The organism is Rhizobium rhizogenes NBRC 13257 (assembly GCF_000696095.1).
GTDB lineage: Bacteria > Pseudomonadota > Alphaproteobacteria > Rhizobiales > Rhizobiaceae > Rhizobium > Rhizobium rhizogenes.
In genome coordinates this window covers 61,487-78,798 of record NZ_BAYX01000006.1, presented here as the reverse complement: position 1 = coordinate 78,798, position 17,312 = coordinate 61,487, and the positions used below count along the sequence as shown (strand labels likewise).

Sequence of the window (17,312 nt, the reverse complement as noted above, 5' to 3'; positions counted from 1 at the left end):
AAAACACGTTATCCTATTGAAATCTATAGACAAATTGTCCAGGCAATTTGGACAATTTGTCCGAGAGAGCTGTGAGAGCAAACGCTAAGCCATTGACTTTCCTTCGCCCCGGAATCTGGCACGAATTATGAATACGACAGAATCTGCTGGAAGCGGCACAGGGGCCAAACATGGAACGGCTGCCTCCACGATCGCACCTGTAACGATGGGGAGGCTTCGGCGCGGTTTTCTCAGATGCGCGATACCAGGTGCATGGGAAATGTTTGCGACATCACGGATATCGAAATGATCTTACGCTCGAAACCCAGTTTCAAGGATATATTGTTTGCAATCAACGGCTCGATATTGCCGCGGATCGCTCCCCATCTCATTGGAATTTCATTCATCAGTATAGTGGCAATCTTTGCGGCACAGGATCATCCGGGCATCTTCGCGCGGATCAGTGCCATTCCCTTCACCCTGATCGGCATCGCGCTCTCGGTCTTCATGAGCTTTCGCAACAACGCCTGTTACGCCCGCTGGTGGGAGGGGCGAAAGCTGTGGGGCGAATTGATCATCGCCTGTCGGTCGTTCGCACGCCAGACCTCCGCTTTGGAGGAGCGTGACCGGACCTTCCTTCTTCACGGCCTGTGCGGCTTCTCCGCCGGGCTGGTTGCGCGCTTGCGTGGCCAGGACGAGCGAGCCGCGATCAAGCCCTGGTTCGATATGAGCCTCGGTCCAAACAATCCCAACCCGACAAACGCTGTACTCGATCACATCGGAAAACATTGCCTGACGCTCATGCGCGGGCACCAGATCGGAGCAATCCATTACTCGGTCCTGGAGGGCCAAATCACCGCGCTCTCCGAGGTGCAGGGCGGATGCGAGCGGATAGCGCTTACACCCGTGCCGTTCGCCTATTCCCTGCTCCTCCACCGCACCGCGCTTGTCTTTTGCGTGACCCTGCCGTTTGCGCTGGCCGGCTCCCTGGATTGGTGGACACTTCTACCCGTTCTCATCGTTGCCTATACATTCTTCGGGCTCGATGCACTGGGCCATCAACTCGAGGATCCATTCGGCCGGGAACCAAACGCTCTGCCGTTGGATGCGATGCAGCGAACCGTGGAGCGGGAACTGCTTTCATTGCTCGGACATCAAGATCTTCCTGACCCGATCAAGCCGCATAAAAATGTGCTGAGATAGAGGCCTTGTTCGAATGAACTGCTACTGAGCCCAAAACGTTCTGGCGCGGATTTGAACTTTCGACCCGTCATTACGCTGAATCAATGGGCTTTCCGACGCCAGTCGCAGAGGGCGCTCTTGAAGGGAAACGAACTTGAACCCACTGAGTTCAGACGTCGGGGCCTACAGCTTCACTTCGCTTCCTATGCTACCCACCAAATTCTTCAATGCGAATACTGCTTCACACCAAGGCTTCGGCCCATTGTCACCAAGCAAGACCTGTACGCGCGAATGGCCCTGGCCGGCTCCCCGCCGGAAGCTGCATCGCTTCCGGGAAGACAAAGGTAACCGAATGTGCTCCGGCCAACCCCGCCGGATACCTGGTGAACGGCTTGCGGGCGAGGTAGCCCTTTCCACTCGCCTCCAGCGATCCGTCTTGCAGCAATTGCAGAAGCCCGGCCTCTTGCGGAAGGATCTGGTGCCGTTCCGCGGCTCCCGATGCGATCACCTGTTTCGGATCGATGTTGGCGATACCACCGGGGTTGAATCGCCTCAGCAAAGAAAGCGTCTGCGGGAAGGCTTCCACGCCCTCCCGTGAGGGCAAGTCGTTCAGGGTGAACTCCGCATTCGTCTTCCTATTCGCCTGCCAGTCTTCGTCAATCCTTTTGGCGTCCGGCGGCAAACTGATATCGAATGCCGTATATCGGAAGAGAACGCCGTCTATCGGATGCCCCAGAACCGAAGCGAGCGTGCCGAGATAGGCCTGCGAACTTACGTTGTTCTTCTCAAGCCGGTTGATGCATTCCTGGTCGCCCGTCAGCACGACCTTCTCTTTGGGAAGACCAAGGACACCAATGCCTCCACGGGCGGAGTGTCGAGTTTCATAACGTTCTGACCCGCATTTCCATTTGACGTTGATCCATCCAGTCGCCATTAACCCATTGATGAATCTGCTATTTCTATATCGAAGTAGGGTCACGACGAAATGTAAAACTGAGTGAGATCGCGACGCAAACCACGCCGCTGTCGCCCGCGTTCACCTGACGGACTTGCGTTTAATCGAGCAATTTCCACCTGATACTTTCCGGGTTGCCCACCAGTAGTTGAATAGATTAATACTGTTTTAGAGGGGCGAAATAACTTTCCATGGCAGTGCTGTGGAAAGACGGGAGGGGGCAATGCAATATCGTATCGCGGCCAAATCTCGGGCAATCCTTTTGTCCGGGACGACACTGACGTTTGGGACCGTCATTTTCTTTTCCAGTTCCGTGAACGCGGCGTGCACTTTTGCAGCGCCGACCGGTGATGATACCTACGTCTGCGACAGTGGAATATCGATTGGCGGCCTTGCCGATTCGGGGGGCAATAACTCGCTGCTCATGCCTCAAGGCGGGACCGGCACCATCAATGGCAATGTCTCGTTCGGCGCCGGTTCCGATATCATAGAGCTTCATTCCGGAACGATCAGTGGAAGCGTCGACCAAGGCAATGGAGCCGACCTCTTCATTATCTCCGGCGGCAAAGTTACTGGCAATGTCCAGCAAGGCAGCGGCGTCGACGATTTCCGAATGACGGGCGGCGAGGTTGGGTCGCTCAATCAGGGTGACAATCTCGACACGTTCTTCATGTCCGACGGACGCATCATCGACGCTTTCGATGATGGCGATCGCGCTGTCATGACCGGTGGCCGCATCGGGCGCGTCAACATGAAGCTTGATGACAACCTTTTCGACATGTCAGGCGGGACCATCGATCGCAATCTCGTAACCGGATTCGGCAACGACACTGTCATTCTTTCGGGCGGGGCGATAGGCGGCAATGTCAGCGTCAGCGGCGGCGCCGACAGCGTGACGGTAACGGGGGGTTCGGTTGGTGGCAACGTGACCATGAGCTTTGGCACCGATACATTCACCTGGGACGGCGGCGGTATCATTTATGGCGCCGTCGATCTCGGCGGTGATAACGACACGGCCACGCTTAGAAATCTTACGAATTCAAATATTGGTGCCTCCACGCGAATTACCGGTGGCCTCGGCGTCGATCGATTGACTTTCGACAACGTCTCCACTGGTGAAGTTGCCCGCTTCGACAGCTGGGAAACGATCGATCTCACCAATGATACAGAGCTTACCTTTGACGGTACTCTGACGCTTGGCGACGCCGATACGACCAGCGGCACCTTGACTGTAGATTCATCGAGCACATTGTTTGGCGGCGGCTCCAATGGAGGGATTGCCGCCTTCACTGCCGGACAGCTTGCCAATGTTCTAAATGCCGGCCGCATCGATTTGACGAATGCGGGCAACGGCACTACCGACACATTCACAATCGCCGGCAATTATGCCGGCAATAACGGTACTATTTTTCTGAACACCATCCTTGGCAATGATGCCTCGGCGTCCGACAAGCTGGTGATCAGCGGAGGCACTGCCTCAGGAACAACTGGCATGGGGATTGTGAACGTCGGCGGAACCGGCGCCGCCACGACCCGAGACGGCATTATGGTCATTGAAGCGGTGAACGGCGGCCGTACAGAAAGCGGTGCCTTCTCGCTTGATGGCCGCGTCGCCGCCGGCGCCTACGAATACTACCTGTTCAAGGGCGGCATTTCCGCCAACACGCAGGACAACTGGTATCTGCGCTCAGCGATCACAACACCTCTCGCCGGCCCATCACCGATACCTGCTCCGGCCCCCAATCCGTTGTCTCCCCAGCTCACAGGACCCGAGCCGCAAATGCCGGAAACAGCGGCATCGCCACCACCACAAACGCGACCCGTACCGCCTCTTCCTGTCGATCCTGACGATCCTGAACCCGAGGATACGTCATCGGGCGTGCAGGAAACCGATCCCGCCGCGCAGGCTCCTCCTGCACCGCCGCCTGCAGCACCGGCTGATCCCCCCGCACAATCGTCTGTGCTGTCAACCCAGGCGGCGCCTGTGTCGGTTCCGGGCACTACGGTCGCTCCGCCCACACCGGGAGCAACGCCTGTGACCGGAGATGTGGTTCCTCTTTATCGTGTCGAAGTGCCGACCTATTCCGTCGTCGCACCTGCCGCGTACCACTTGGCGCTATCGACGCTCGGAACGTTTCACGAGCGGCGGGGAGAACAGATGCTGCTTCAAGGCGGCGGCTACCTGCCGGCGGCGTGGGGACGTGTTTTCGGCCAGTCTGTCGACACGAAATGGGAAGGGACGGTCGATCCGAACTTCGACGGTCATCTGTTCGGCCTCCAAGCCGGACAGGATCTCTTTGGCCATGAATCGGACAGTGGCCATGTCGATCGCCTCGGCCTGTTCTTCGGCTATGCGAACATGAAGGGTGATGTCAAAGGACGAGCCCTCGGCTGGAACGATCTTGCGGTCGGCGATGTGCATGTCAACGGGACGAGTTTCGGCGGCTATTGGACTCATGTCGCGCCGGAAGGCTGGTACATTGATGGTGTTGTGATGGGCACCTGGTTCAGCGGTGATGCCAGCTCGAATGCTGGTGAAAGCATTCGTATCGACGGAACGGCCGTCTCCGCATCCCTTGAAGGCGGTTACCCCGTCATCCTCACGGAGCAGTGGGCACTCGAACCGCAAGCACAGCTGATCTTGCAACACCTGTCGCTTGATGATCAATCCGATCGATTTTCGCCGGTCTCATTCGACGCCGATAACGCTGTGACTGGACGAATTGGCCTGCGGCTTCAGGGCAGTTATCAGACGGCGTCGGGAACGCTGCAGCCTTATTTGAAGGCGAACCTTTGGCACAATTTCTCCTCCGATCAGACAGTCAGTTTCGGAGGGAATCCCATTGTAACGACACTCGATGGGACATCTTTGGAAGTCGGCGGCGGTATCACCGCAAGTCTGACGGAAAAGGTAAGCATCTTCGCAACAGCGGACTATACGACAAATCTTGGTGATGAGAAAACACGGATACTCGAGGGCAATATCGGCCTCCAGATTAAATTTTAACCGGAGCGACCGAAAGGGAAAACCGTGCGTTTCAAATCTCTCATCGCAGCCATCGCGATCTTGCCTGCGATGGCGAGAGCTGGCTTCGAGACCAATCGCAACGGCTACTGAAGCCGCTCCGCATCCAGCAGAGCCAATACCTCGATAACCGGATTGAGCAGGACCATCGCCGAATCAAGCGCCGGATCCGGTCTATGTTCGGCATCAAATCGATCACCTGCGCAACAACTATCCTGTGCGGCATTGAAATGGTTCACATGATGCGGAAATGACAAGCCAGGTACGCAGACAATTCCGCACCGTCACTTGTCGATCAGTTTGAAATCTTGGCCGCGTAAAAGCTGAGCAGAAGCATTTCCCCGTCTCAACTTCGAGTTTGCGACAGAGCCCGTATTCGTGATAAGTTGCGTACTCTTTCGCGCCGGTGAGTTCCATTCTATTGGACGAGGTATGCGATGAGGGTCGTCAGCGGATTTATAGTATGCCTTCTGCTCTGGACGCCGCTCGTCTACGCAGGGCCGCTGCATGACGCCGCCCGGACCGGCGATCGGGAAAGCGTGACCCGATTGATCGCGACCGGCATTGATATCGCCGCACCAAACGAGTCCGGCGAGCCGCCCCTGCTAATTGCTGCGCTCGCCGGGCGGAAGGATATCGTCGCACTACTGCTGGAAAACGGTGCCGATATCGAATGCCGCAACAAGGGCGGCCTTACCGCACTGCACGCCGCCGCCTACGGCGGGCATCTCGACGTCGTCGAGCTGCTCGTGTCGAAAGGTGCGAAAGTCAATGATGATAAGAACTTCTATCATATGTCGCCGCTGCATGCTGCTGCGGAGGAAGGACAAGCCGATGTGGTGGCCTTCCTGGTGGCACACAAGGCCGACCTAGAAGCCAAGGAACGGAACGGCTACACGCCGTTGACCCAGGCAGGATGGCGGTCCCATTGGGATGCGGTCAGACTACTGCTGAAAGCCGGAGCGGTCTGCCAGAAGGCTGATCTCGTCGGCGAATGGCTCTTTGCCGAATGCACCAAGCGTCAATAGCGCCATATTCACTGCCCAAAAAGGGAGGACCGAAACATGTCTCGCAAACAGACAGGACCCGCCGCGCTGATCCTCGCAGGCCTGGCAATCGCCTTTGCCGCGCCGGTCTGTGCCGAGGAGCCGGTCAACACCGGTTATTTCGGTGACGTCGCGATCAAGGGATACGATCCGGTGGCATATTTCACTGAAAACAAGGCCATCGAAGGTTCCGCGGCCTATTCGCACCGCTGGCTTGGTGCCGAGTGGCATTTCGCCAGCGCCAGGAATCGTGACCTGTTCATCGCCGATCCCGGCAAATACGCGCCGCAATACGGCGGCTATTGTGCAGACGGCGTTTCGTTCGGCACGGTGACCACCAATATCGATCCGAATGCCTGGCGCATCATCGATGGCAAGCTGTACCTGAGCTACGATCCGGGCGCCGCCGACGGCTTCGAGAAAAAGCCGACAAAGGTCGTCGACTCCAAGCAACACTGGTCGGAAGTCCAGAACACGCTGATTTCGGACAAAATGCAAAAGGACTGGCAGCACATGCCGGCAGACTGACCCTCATGGCGCCGGCGAAAAGAAGCTTAGTGCCTGAGGGGTCACGTGGACATATTGGGCGTCGAGCTGTCCGGCGTCCCTGTTCCGGTAGACCTGCCCACAGACCATGCGATCCAGGAAGTACCCGCTAAACCTCTCGCACAGCCTGTTTCCCTTCACGTCGACCGTGCCGGTAATATTGGTATTGGCGCTCCTGTAGGCGGTGTTGCCTGCCTTGTCGAAATACTGGACAAAGGCCGTTCCGTTCTTGTGTTTTCCGGCCCAGGTCTTTCCGTCGATGAGATCGCGCAGCGCCTTCTCGTCGAGCTGATCGGCATCGTTCCCGACAAACCCGAAAGGCCATGCCGGAATGCCCGCAGCCTTCAGCCCTGTCAGGTGATGTTCCAGTTCGACTGGACGCCAGTAATCGTAGAGATACCCGTAATAGGCGAGATTGCTTTCCGGAAAGAGTTCCAGAAGCTTAGTCTTCTCCGCCGCGCTCCGCACCCGGTCGCCATCAAAGCTATAAGCCGCCGTCAGATATTCGCGCGCCGGTTCGACGTTCGGCAATGCGTCGCGCGCCGCTTCTATTAGAGGGACAGCACGGCCATTGTCTCGCGCCGTGTAGAGAACGATGCCCGCCAGCAGCTGGAAGCTCGGCGATGGCGACGGATCGAGCCTGAGCGCCCGGTCGATTTCGGCAATGGCCTCGTCATGGTTTCCCGTATGGGACAGGATCAGTGCCAAGTTACCTGCGGCTTCAGCACTGTTCGGCTGGGCCTCCACAGCCCGGTTTGCCGACTCTCGGGCTTCGGCCTCCCTCCCGTCGACCAGTTGCAACAAGGCGAGTACGGTATGAGCGCGCGCATTGTTCGGGTCGAGCTTCAGCGCCTGCCCCGCCGCGTCATAGGCGATCTTGCGCGCCACCGCCGCCGACCAGAGAAAATTGTAGTCGTTGCGCCAGACATCGACTGCAACACGTGCGATCCCCGCATGCGCGTCGGCAAAATTCGGATCGAGATCGATCGCCTTCTGGTAATAGGAAAGCGTTCGGCGATAGGTCTCCACGTCGCTGTAGAGCAACCCTTCGTGCTCCGCGCGCATGTAATAGTCGTAAGCCTCGAGGTTGTCGCTCGGGATCTTCTCGATCTGCGTGCGCTCGCCTTCGCTAAGCTCCACCTTCAGAGCCGAGATGATCTTGCCCGTCACGTCGTCTTGAATTGCAAAGAGATCCGCATATTGCCGGTCGTAGCGTTCCGCCCACATGGAGAGCCCTGTCAGCGCGTCGATCAGTTTGACGTTAATCCGCAACTGTGGCCCCGCCCGCTGCAGCGTGCCTTCGAGCAAGTAGTGCACGCCGAGCTCAGCTGCTACCTCCGTAGTCTTGCCCGTGGCGTTCAACGCAAAAACCGAATGCCTAGCAATAACAAAAAGGCCCGACACTTTGGAAAGTTCGGTAATCAGATCGTCCGTCAGCCCCTCGGCCAGATGATCTTGTTCTGAATCGCCGCTGACGTTGATGAAAGGAAGGACGGCAACCGAAGGCTTATCTGGCAGAGGATAGGCGAAGCGGCGGACGAGTGCCGGCGTCTCACCGATGTCCAGCCTCTGCCAGAGATAAGCGCCGCCGCCGGCAATCAGAGATAGTACGATGGCCAGGATGGCGCCGCGGCGGACGCGCTTGGACCATCGCGGAAACCGGCGGGCAGCCGCCGGATCGAAAACGACTTGGTAGACCCGGATTGGCTCGACAATGCTCCTGACTTTCTGCCGCCCGAGCGAAATGAAACCGGCATCGATCTTCGTCTTTACCTGATCATATGTCGTGCCGGAGATGGCGATGCCGCCCGGTTCGGCTAGCGTCTGCATGCGATCGGCGATGTTTACGCCATCGCCGTGAATATCCTCGTCCTCGACGATAATGTCGCCGAGATTAACCCCGATGCGGAACCGCAGCGGTACAGCATCGCCGGAGGCCAGGTTCTGCTTCTGTTTCGCCTTCTCCCGCTGGATTGCGATCGCACAGTGCAGGGCGTCGACGACGCTATGAAACTCGACGAGCAGGCCGTCGCCCATGGTCTTGACCAGCCGGCCGTGATGTTCAGCGATTCTGGGCTCGATGAGATCATCCAGGTCAGTCTTGAAGCTGCGGCGCGTTGCTTCCTCGTCGATCTGGCTCAGGCGGCTGTAGCCTGCGACGTCAGCGATCAGAATTGCTGCAAGACGGCGCTCCATGCCCCCTCCCCGCTGACCGCGATGGCCCCTCCGGCGCATCTTACCGCAGGTCGACTGGCGAAGCCATTGCTTGAGGACTATCTCGCATGAGAGACATTCTGTAGGGGTCTTGAACGGATGTGACCCCACGATTCCTATGCGTCGGGCGACTGGGATATATAGATGATAATTTCCTCTATCACTCAAATACGACACATTGGACGGACGTTGCTCATGGACCCACCGTGGTTGCCGAAGGCATATCTGGGGTTGTTGCAACGATATTGGTTTTCTGACACCTCAATCGGCACCGCTTCGGTTGCGTGAACGGAAATTCGCAACCGGGCAAGCTTATCGATCGAAAACGAGTTTTAAATCATAATCATTACGACAACGCCTTGAAGCGATGTGCCACTCGCAGTGGGCCAGTCACTCGATCTTCAGAAAGAACCGTCTGTCGACTTGGACAACTCCTCGTATGCGCGCAGTTCATCTAACCGTCCTTCAAGCACCGATTTGTAGGCCGCAAGAGCATCGCTTCCAGCGACGAACTGCTTTGGCGGATTTTCCAAGCCGACGAACGTTACAAGGACATCAGCCAGCTTCGCAGGATCGCCGCCCTGTTTACCGTTATAGCCTGACCACATGTCTTCAGCGCTACCCTCGGCCGCGTAGTCTTCGATCGTGCTGGCGGCATATTTGGCGTTTTGAGCATCGAGGAGATCCGTCCGGAAGAAACCCGGTGCTACGGCGGTGATCTTGATGCCGAATTGTTCGACTTCCTGGGCAACCGCCTGCGAGAGGCCTTCAACGGCAAATTTCGAGGCACTATAGGCCGCGCAGTGCTTGAAGCCGATGATCCCGGCAAGTGAGCTGATGTTGATGATCCGGCCCGATCGCTGCCTGCGCATGACCGGGAGGACCGCGCGCATGACGTACATGACCCCGTAGAAATTGGTCGACATCAGACCCTCGATTTCCGCGGTGCTCAATTCCTCGAAATTGCCAAGCAGGCTGTAGCCCGCGTTGTTGAGCAGAACGTCGATGCGGCCGAATGCCTTCACGGCTTCATCCGCCGCGGTCCTCGCCTGTTCCTCATTGGCGACATCCAACTGGACGAACGCGAGGCGGTCGCCTGCGACATCGCTGAGAGCGCTCCGTACCTTGTCGAGGTTTCGGCCAGTCGCAACGACGCGATCACCAGCCTTAAGTGCCGCTCTGGCAGTTGCGGCGCCGATACCGCTGCCTGCACCTGTAATGAACCAAACCCTGCTCATGTCTAACTCCTGTTCTTGATGAACCAGAAGATAGATCGTTTGGTTCGATAGGATTAGCTGGCATTATCTGCATGAACTTAGAAATAGCATTTATGAATGCAGCGAGAAGTTTGCCCCGAAACCGTAAGCCAGGCCGCCAAACGTCACAGGGCCAGATCCCACTTTATCCATCGCCGAGACGAAATCGCACCGTGCCCAATCCTCCCTCATAAGCATAAGGAGAATTGGGCGATCGAGCATCAAAACATGGGTTTCTATTTATGGCGTGAGACGTCTCCGCCTACGCAACATTGATGTGAGTGGCGAACCAGTCGAGCACCAGCTGCGGATAGCGTCCGAAGTAGTTATATCCCTCGAAGCGCTGGTCCGTGCCTTCTATCCAGAAGAGCTTCTTGTCCTTTGAGGAAAGGGTGTCATAGATCTCCTGGACATTGGACGGCTTGGTCAGGAAATCGTTGCGAACCTGCGCGACCAGTGTCGGAACCGTCACGGATTTGGCATATTCCATCGGCCAGACGTCGATGAGATGATAGCCGGTGCGCTTGTGAAACGCCGCGTCGAACAGGTCGACACCATTTGCGATTTTTTGGTTCTCCATCGCCGTCTGGACAAACACCGCCGGCGTCACGGGCTGAAGTGCGACCATCGCCTTGATGTGGGAAAATTCCTCCGGATGCTTATGCATGCCGACGATCGTGGCATTGGCGCCCAGGCAACGGCTGTAAAGGGCAGTCTTCATGTCCTTGGTGTCGGGACGGGATTTGGCATACCGCAACGATCCGATAACGTCGCGATATTCGAGTACACCATGACCATTGACGCCGCCGCTGCCGGCGCCGCTACGGCCATGGTTGCGCATATCGTAGGTAATGATGTTGTAGCCCGCGTCATGCAGGATCTTGTATTCGGGCAGGAAGTTTGCCTCGAAGCCGCCGAAGTTCTTCCAAGGATCCAGATGACCGGGATAGCCATAGCGGTTGCAGGGCATCGGGTGATTGAAGATGAGCAGCCTGTCTGAATCGGCAGGAATGAACCAGCCCTCGATTGTCACGCCATCCATCGCCGGGAAGAAAATCTCCTCATAGTCCATGCCGTATTCGTTTGGCCACCGCAGGATGGGGGTACGGGTCGAATGCGCCATCAGGTCGGCCATGCCGTTGATGAATTCTTCAGTCTTTGCGTCGGTCACGGTTGCGCCTGTTGTCGTTTGGTTGTCCGCAGCCTGCGCGTTTGCAGCGGAGACAGCGATGATGGGGAGAGTGGCGAGCGCCGCGCCGGCTTTCAGAAGCTGGCGCCGGCTGTTTGAGGCGGCGCCTTCATGCTGAACGGTGGTGTCATACTGATTGCCCATGTCAGGCTCCTTGGTTTTTGTTGAGACGTTAAAGTTGGAAGGCGGGACGCGCTTTAAGGGCTCGTGCAGCCACTTTCAGCCGTCACTGTTTCGGAGGGACAAAGCCTTCGGTGATGATGACGGAGCCTTCGGTCGAAGCGACGCGGAATTTCCTCGCGGCTGTGTACTCCGGAGAATTGTAGAAACGCTGCGCGTCGGCCAGGCTGGGGAACTCAGCGATGGCCATGACCTTTTTCGGTTCGCCTTCCACTGCCGTGGCATTCAGGTTGAATACGATGATCTTGCCGCCGAATTTCGGAGCGAGCGGACCGGCCTCTTCCATGTACTTGTTATAGCCGGCCTGATCCTTGATCGTGTAGTTGGCGATCATGTAACCGGGAGCCTGCAGATCCTGGGCACAAGCGGGTGTAGCGATCTTCAAGACAATGGCGGCGGCCACACCGAAAGCGAATTTCTTCATTGCGTAAGATCCTTTGATTTTCCGTTGAGGGAATTGGAGAGCCGATCCGTCGATCTGGAAAGTTCGTCACCGGCTCGTATGTCGCTGAAGCGACCTTCGATGCCCGGGAAAATCAGGGCGATCGCTGCGGTGATGCCGATACTCACAGCTGTGATGAACCAAATCCTGATCACGCTTAACTCCCGGTCTCGACAGACAGGAAGATAGATCGGCTCAATCTATTTGATTAGGATGCATAATTCGCATGAAGATAGAAATTGTATTTCTGAATAGGCCCTGGATTTAACGGGCCCGTAGCCGGACTATGCCGCCAGGCGCTTCCGATCCTTGATCGATTTCATGCCGTAGTGGGCAACAAACGCACCCAATCCGATGATTGCCATGTGGTGCAGAAATAATGGCAACGTCGCCGTTTCGAAATCCCCGAAGTCGAAGCGTGTTTGCATGAACAGCTTCGACCCGACATTGACTGCAAACAAGCTCCAAATGCCGCAGGCAGCAATCATGATGGCGACCACGCGGAAAACAGCCGTGCGGAGCTTGCTCTCAGTCGTGATGCCGAGCCTGCTGCTCACAACGCCTATGATCATCGACCAGTGCAAGCCAAGGTGAACGGCGGCGATCAAAAGTGCCAGATAAGCCACCGACGCGTGGACCTGGCGTAAGGTGAAGCTGCTGGTCAATGGCAGGAAGCCGAAGACCGTCTGCGAGATGATGACGCTGGTGGCGAGCAGGGTCATCATGGTGATCAGAAGTGCTAGATTGATTAGTTTAGTGACGATGCCGCGCGGCGCGCGCCAGTTCCTGGTGATTGTGCCGTACCAGCGGCGATTGAAAATGTTGTGGCTGATCAGCAGCAGGAACAGGCCGGTGCCGATGATTTCATGCCCCACGTTACCGAGCCAATTGTAGGCCAGAGCGGCCAGCAACAAGCCGACCGCCACAAAATCGAAGAACAACCGCAAGAGAAACAGCGGCTTCAAGGGATGTAGGCCCGCATTCTGTCGGTGGTGAACATGAAGTCATTGTCTGCCTGAGACCCGTGACACGACTGGCACCGCTCGGCGAACGCGGTCCGCCTCACCTGCATATTCGTATCGAACTGCTGAAAATGCCAGTCTCCGGTGCGCTGCTCCTCTGGGACACTGAGACCCCAATCCAGCCCTTTCTCCATGACGAAATAACCAGTGAGTTTATAATCCGACCAGATGCCGAGGACCAATTGCGTGCCCGGCGGAAGTGGTCGGCCGCTCTTCGCGATCTCCAGGGTTGCGCGGGTCGCAAACGCTTCCTCTTTGGAAGAGCCACGATCGTAGGTCGCATAGAGCACGTATTCGTCGAAATTCTTAGGGAACGTGGCTCGGTTTCCGGTTGCTTGCGCCATTGCCGAAGAGCTGAATAGGCAGATGGCACTGAAGACGAAGGCGACCACGATCACGACAAGACGAAGGATCGCGGCGAATGGTGCATTAATTTTCTCGGGTTTGGCTTCAGCCATTTACGTTCCCTTCGTTTGCCCGCTGGGCAAGATTTGACACACGTAATCGAGATCGCCCTATTCCGGCGAACCCGATGAGATCAGGTGGGCTGTATTTGCATGAGCATTTTCGTGCGGAGAACGCCTTGCCAGGCCCATCGCGGACATCCGGCAGGGCGACAATCGGCTGGACGCCTAGGTTGTTTGGTCAACCAGTCCCATTTGCATTTCGTTCATGCGTGCCCCGTGCACTGTGAGTGCCGAGAGAGCCGTTCCGAACTCGCGGAGGTCTTCCGGCGTCAACTCAACCCGAAGCGCGCCCAGGTTCTCATTCAGATGATCGATGTTGCGCGTGCCGGGGATAGGAACGATGAAAGGCTTCTGCGCCAGTAGCCAGGCGAGCGCGATCTGCGAGGGTGTTGCACCTTTCTTTTCGGCGAACTGCTTCAACAACTCGACGAACGGCATATTGGCCGCCAGATTGTCAGGACTGAAACGATCGAATGTCGTTCGGAGATCGGTTTTCGCATCTAACCTTGTGTTCCCGTCCATTTTCCCTGTGAGATAGCCCATTCCAACGGGACCCCAAGGGACGAAGCCGATGCCTAGCTCCTCGCATGCGGCGAGAACGCCGTTGTGTTCCGGGCTTCTTTCCATCACGGAGTATTCGGTCTGGACCGCCGACACAGGCTGGACCGCATGTGCCTTGCGAATTGTCCTGGCGCTCGGCTCCGACAGACCGAAGTGCAGAACCTTGCCTTCCTGGATCATATCCTTGATCGCGCCGGCCACATCTTCGATCGGCACGTTCGGGTCGACGCGGTGTTGGTAGAATAGGTCGATGCGATCGGTCTTCAGCCGTTTGAGTGAGGCCTCTGCCACCTGCTTGATCCGTTCGGGCCGGCTGTTCAGTCCGATCGTGCCATCGATTGCAAAGCCGAATTTGGTTGCGATCTTCACTTGATCGCGAATGGGTGCCAACGCTTCTCCGACGAGCTCTTCGCTCGTATAGGGCCCATAGACTTCAGCGGTATCAAAGAATGTGACACCGTTTTGGTGAGCGGCGCGAATAGTGTTGATACCCTGGGCTCTATCGGCGGGTGGGCCATAGTTGGCACTGATGCTCATGCATCCGGCTCCCAATTTCGAGACTTCCAGCGTTCCGAGTTTGCGCGTTTTCATCTGGCCTTGTCCTGCCTGGAAGGTAGAGATCTGGGACTGATCCGGCGAGGCGGCCCAGGCCGACGATGCGACGGGTAATACCGCCCCGGCGAGCGCGGCGTTGATCAAAAAATCGCGGCGACCGAGGCCCAGGTGCTCCCCAGCATTCGAAGCCACCCCTTGCTTGTTTTTGTCCATAAGTCGTCTCCTGAAATTTGGCGGCGAAGCCGTCGTTTCATCTAAGGAGGACGATCCGTGTCAGTTCATCTTGCGCTCAAGCGAGTTAGATCACTTCACCGGCACAATGGTTTTGACGTCCGTCCCCGTGAGGGGAGATAAGGAGGGCGGCAATGCGCGATTAGCCCCTATTTTCTGCATGGGGCTAGAAATGAGATTGATAAATACTGGCGCTGAGCGGCGGTCCGGAGCGTCTGATATCGTGGAGGCAGTCGTCCGCACCAGCATATGCGCGACGCAAATCGGCTGGTTACGGCCCCCTGTAACGGAGTGCCTCCACCAGGAGCGAGAAGGCTGGCGTATGTTGTCGCCGGCTTGGATAGTAGAGGTGATAGCCCGGAAATGGCGGGCACCAATCTTCCAGAACGCGGATCAACCGTCCCTCGGCAATATGTTGGGAAACCTGACTTTCGAAGACGTAGACCAGTCCAAGTCCGTCAAGGGCCGCATTTTCCAGCATCTCGTTGTCGTTGAGAATGAGCGATCCGCTAACACGCGCCTCCAGCTCGACACCGTCGCGCTCGAACTCCCAAGCATAGAGACCACCTCCCCGGCTCTGCCGATAGCTTACGCAAGAGTGGTTGTTCAGGTCCCGTGGCGTTTCCGGGCGTTTTCGATTGGTAAAATAAGAGGGCGATCCGACGACCGCCATTCGAACCTCAGGGCTCACCCGCACCGATACCATGTCCTTCTCGACCTGTTCACCAAGGCGAATGCCAGCGTCAAATCGGCCGGCGACGATATCGGTGAGCCCTTCATCAACACTGATCTCAACGACGATGTCAGGATACTCAGGCGCAAGCTTCAGCAGCGCGGGCCAGAGTACCATTCGGGCGGCATGCCGAAAGGTGGTGATGCGAATCGTGCCTGCGGGTTTATCGCGCAGGGCGGTGAGCGCTGCGATTTCGCTGTCGATATGATCGAATGCAGGACGCAGGTTGTTAAATAGGCGCTCCCCGGCCTCTGTCATCGACAGGCTGCGCGTCGTCCGCGAAATCAAACGCACATCCAGACGTCGCTCGAGCATTCGAACAGCGTAGCTCAGTGCGGACTGAGAGAGGCCAAGCTTCGCGGCCGCGCGAGTGAAACTTCCCTCTTCCACGACGGTTATGAATGCCGCCAACTCGCTGAAATCACCTTTTCTCATTCATAAATCCTATTTCTAAGTTTATGCAGATTATAGCGCCTAATCAGCACACCTGTCCTCCACTATTTATTGCTCAGCACCATGCGCTGTTAGAGCGGCAAGAGGACATCGAGATCATGAGCAAGACACATGCGAAACTTTTCGAAGAGTTCGCTTTCGTCAATAGCATTACCCTTCGCAACCGGATTGCCATGGCACCCATGACGACATGGTCTGGTAATGAGGACGGAACCGTCTCTGACGAAGAGGTCGCCTATTATCGCCGCAGGGCAAAAGGCGTCGGCCTTGTGATTACCGGCTGCACCCATGTCCTGCCGAATGGCATCGGCTTTACGGGCGAGTTCGCATCCCACAGCGATAGCTTCACGCCCAGCCTGCGCCGTCTGGCAGAGGCGGCCAAGAGCGGCGGTGCGCCGGCCATCCTCCAGATCTTCCATGCCGGCAACAAAGCCGTACCGGAACTCGTTCCGAATGGCGAGATCGTCAGCGCGAGCGCCCTGAAGGCTGCCCAGGGTGCATTCAACAATGGTGACAACACACCGCGGGCTTTAAGCCACAATGAAATTCTCGACGTCATAATCGCTTTTGGCGAAGCCACGCGTCGTGCAATCGAGGCAGGCTTCGATGGCGTCGAATTGCATGGAGCACACGGGTTTCTGATCCAGAACTTCTTCTCGCCGCTGTTCAACCAGCGGGACGACGAATGGGGCAGCTCATTGGAGAACCGCATGCGCTTCCCACTCGCGGTCGTCCGGGAGGTAAAGCGGATCATCGACCTGCATGCACAGCGGCCGTTCTTGCTGGGATACAGGATTTCGCCCGAAGAAGCTGACGAAGGCGGCCTTCGGATCGGTGATACCTACGAACTCATTGATCGTCTCGTCGTGGCCGGCGTGGACTACATGCATGTGTCGCTATCGAGCGTGCTTCATACCAAACCCATCGGCGATGCCGACGGCAGTCCCATCGCTGAGCTTATCGTCGAGCGCGTCGCCGGCCGTATACCCGTCATCGCCGCAGGCCAAGTCAGAGCACCTGAACAGGCCCAAAGAGCCCTGGAGTTAGGTCTCTCCCTGATCGCCGTCGGACAGGGGCTGGTGATGAATCCGGAATGGGTTGAGCTGGCGCAAAGCGAACGAGATCATGAAATCGCTGTTGCGTTGAGCCCATCCATGGCTTCGGCGATTGTACTTCCAGGCAAGCTCTGGAACATTATTCGTGCCACGAGAGGCTGGTTCGAAATCCGACCTTAAACTTGCGAAGCGAGGCGCCAGTTCCACACACCCGACGGGGC

14 protein-coding genes and 1 pseudogene are annotated in these 17,312 nt (G+C 57.1%); 6 read left to right on the top strand and 9 right to left on the bottom strand.

Annotated features, from left to right (window positions below):
* The first annotated feature begins 234 nt into the window (after positions 1 to 234).
* Positions 235 to 1,182 carry a bestrophin family protein gene (locus RRH01S_RS14575; protein ID WP_234884969.1) on the top strand — a complete coding sequence of 316 codons (948 nt, stop codon included), beginning with the start codon at positions 235 to 237 and terminating at the stop codon, positions 1,180 to 1,182.
* A gap of 244 nt (positions 1,183 to 1,426) precedes the next feature.
* Here RRH01S_RS14575 and RRH01S_RS14570 read toward each other — a convergent pair whose 3' ends face one another.
* Positions 1,427 to 1,984, bottom strand: coding sequence for a hypothetical protein (locus RRH01S_RS14570; protein ID WP_042472340.1), 558 nt, complete (start codon positions 1,982 to 1,984; stop codon positions 1,427 to 1,429).
* 355 nt (positions 1,985 to 2,339) lie between these two features.
* Here RRH01S_RS14570 and RRH01S_RS14565 point away from each other — a divergent pair, with 355 nt between their 5' ends.
* The 4 genes and pseudogenes from RRH01S_RS14565 (at position 2,340) to RRH01S_RS14555 (ending at position 6,715) form a co-directional block, all read left to right on the top strand.
* Positions 2,340 to 5,123: an autotransporter family protein gene (locus tag RRH01S_RS14565; protein ID WP_042472337.1), complete on the top strand. Its 2,784-nt coding sequence runs from the start codon at positions 2,340 to 2,342 to the stop codon at positions 5,121 to 5,123.
* Positions 5,124 to 5,245: 122 nt separating this feature from the next.
* Positions 5,246 to 5,461 (top strand): annotated as a pseudogene (locus RRH01S_RS33470) (DDE-type integrase/transposase/recombinase); the annotation flags it as partial.
* A 117-nt stretch (positions 5,462 to 5,578) separates the two neighbouring features.
* Positions 5,579 to 6,169: an ankyrin repeat domain-containing protein gene (locus RRH01S_RS14560; RefSeq protein WP_034515672.1), complete on the top strand. Its 591-nt coding sequence runs from the start codon at positions 5,579 to 5,581 to the stop codon at positions 6,167 to 6,169.
* Positions 6,170 to 6,205: 36 nt separating this feature from the next.
* On the top strand, positions 6,206 to 6,715 hold the full coding sequence (locus tag RRH01S_RS14555; protein WP_007694784.1) for a YHS domain-containing (seleno)protein: 510 nt from the start codon (positions 6,206 to 6,208) through the stop codon (positions 6,713 to 6,715).
* A 3-nt stretch (positions 6,716 to 6,718) separates the two neighbouring features.
* On the opposite strand, the gene RRH01S_RS14550 is transcribed toward RRH01S_RS14555, so the two are convergent.
* The 8 genes from RRH01S_RS14550 to RRH01S_RS14515 form a co-directional block, all read right to left on the bottom strand.
* Positions 6,719 to 8,929 (bottom strand): adenylate/guanylate cyclase domain-containing protein, encoded by a 2,211-nt coding sequence (locus RRH01S_RS14550; RefSeq protein WP_034515674.1) that lies wholly within the window; start codon positions 8,927 to 8,929, stop codon positions 6,719 to 6,721.
* 419 nt (positions 8,930 to 9,348) lie between these two features.
* Positions 9,349 to 10,185 (bottom strand): SDR family NAD(P)-dependent oxidoreductase, encoded by an 837-nt coding sequence (locus RRH01S_RS14545; RefSeq protein ID WP_042472333.1) that lies wholly within the window; start codon positions 10,183 to 10,185, stop codon positions 9,349 to 9,351.
* Positions 10,186 to 10,465: 280 nt separating this feature from the next.
* Entirely contained in the window at positions 10,466 to 11,536 is a 1,071-nt protein-coding gene (locus tag RRH01S_RS14540; RefSeq protein WP_034515678.1) for an alpha/beta hydrolase family protein, read from the bottom strand.
* A gap of 82 nt (positions 11,537 to 11,618) precedes the next feature.
* Positions 11,619 to 11,996 carry a DUF1330 domain-containing protein gene (locus RRH01S_RS14535; RefSeq protein WP_012649622.1) on the bottom strand — a complete coding sequence of 126 codons (378 nt, stop codon included), beginning with the start codon at positions 11,994 to 11,996 and terminating at the stop codon, positions 11,619 to 11,621.
* Positions 11,997 to 12,298: 302 nt separating this feature from the next.
* On the bottom strand, positions 12,299 to 12,979 hold the full coding sequence (locus tag RRH01S_RS14530) for a DUF4405 domain-containing protein (protein WP_034515681.1): 681 nt from the start codon (positions 12,977 to 12,979) through the stop codon (positions 12,299 to 12,301).
* Positions 12,976 to 13,494: a cytochrome P460 family protein gene (locus tag RRH01S_RS14525; RefSeq protein WP_042472326.1), complete on the bottom strand. Its 519-nt coding sequence runs from the start codon at positions 13,492 to 13,494 to the stop codon at positions 12,976 to 12,978. Before RRH01S_RS14525 ends, RRH01S_RS14530 begins: the two co-directional genes overlap by 4 nt.
* A 174-nt stretch (positions 13,495 to 13,668) precedes the next feature.
* A complete protein-coding gene (locus RRH01S_RS14520) occupies positions 13,669 to 14,832 on the bottom strand; it encodes an aldo/keto reductase (RefSeq protein ID WP_174010759.1) in 1,164 nt (387 codons plus the stop codon).
* 289 nt (positions 14,833 to 15,121) lie between these two features.
* On the bottom strand, positions 15,122 to 16,018 hold the full coding sequence (locus tag RRH01S_RS14515; protein ID WP_015918136.1) for a LysR family transcriptional regulator: 897 nt from the start codon (positions 16,016 to 16,018) through the stop codon (positions 15,122 to 15,124).
* A gap of 116 nt (positions 16,019 to 16,134) precedes the next feature.
* On the opposite strand from RRH01S_RS14515, the gene RRH01S_RS14510 reads away from it, so the two are divergent.
* Complete coding sequence (locus RRH01S_RS14510; protein ID WP_042472322.1) at positions 16,135 to 17,271, top strand: NADH-dependent flavin oxidoreductase; 1,137 nt, start codon at positions 16,135 to 16,137, stop codon at positions 17,269 to 17,271.
* The last annotated feature ends 41 nt before the right edge of the window (positions 17,272 to 17,312 follow it).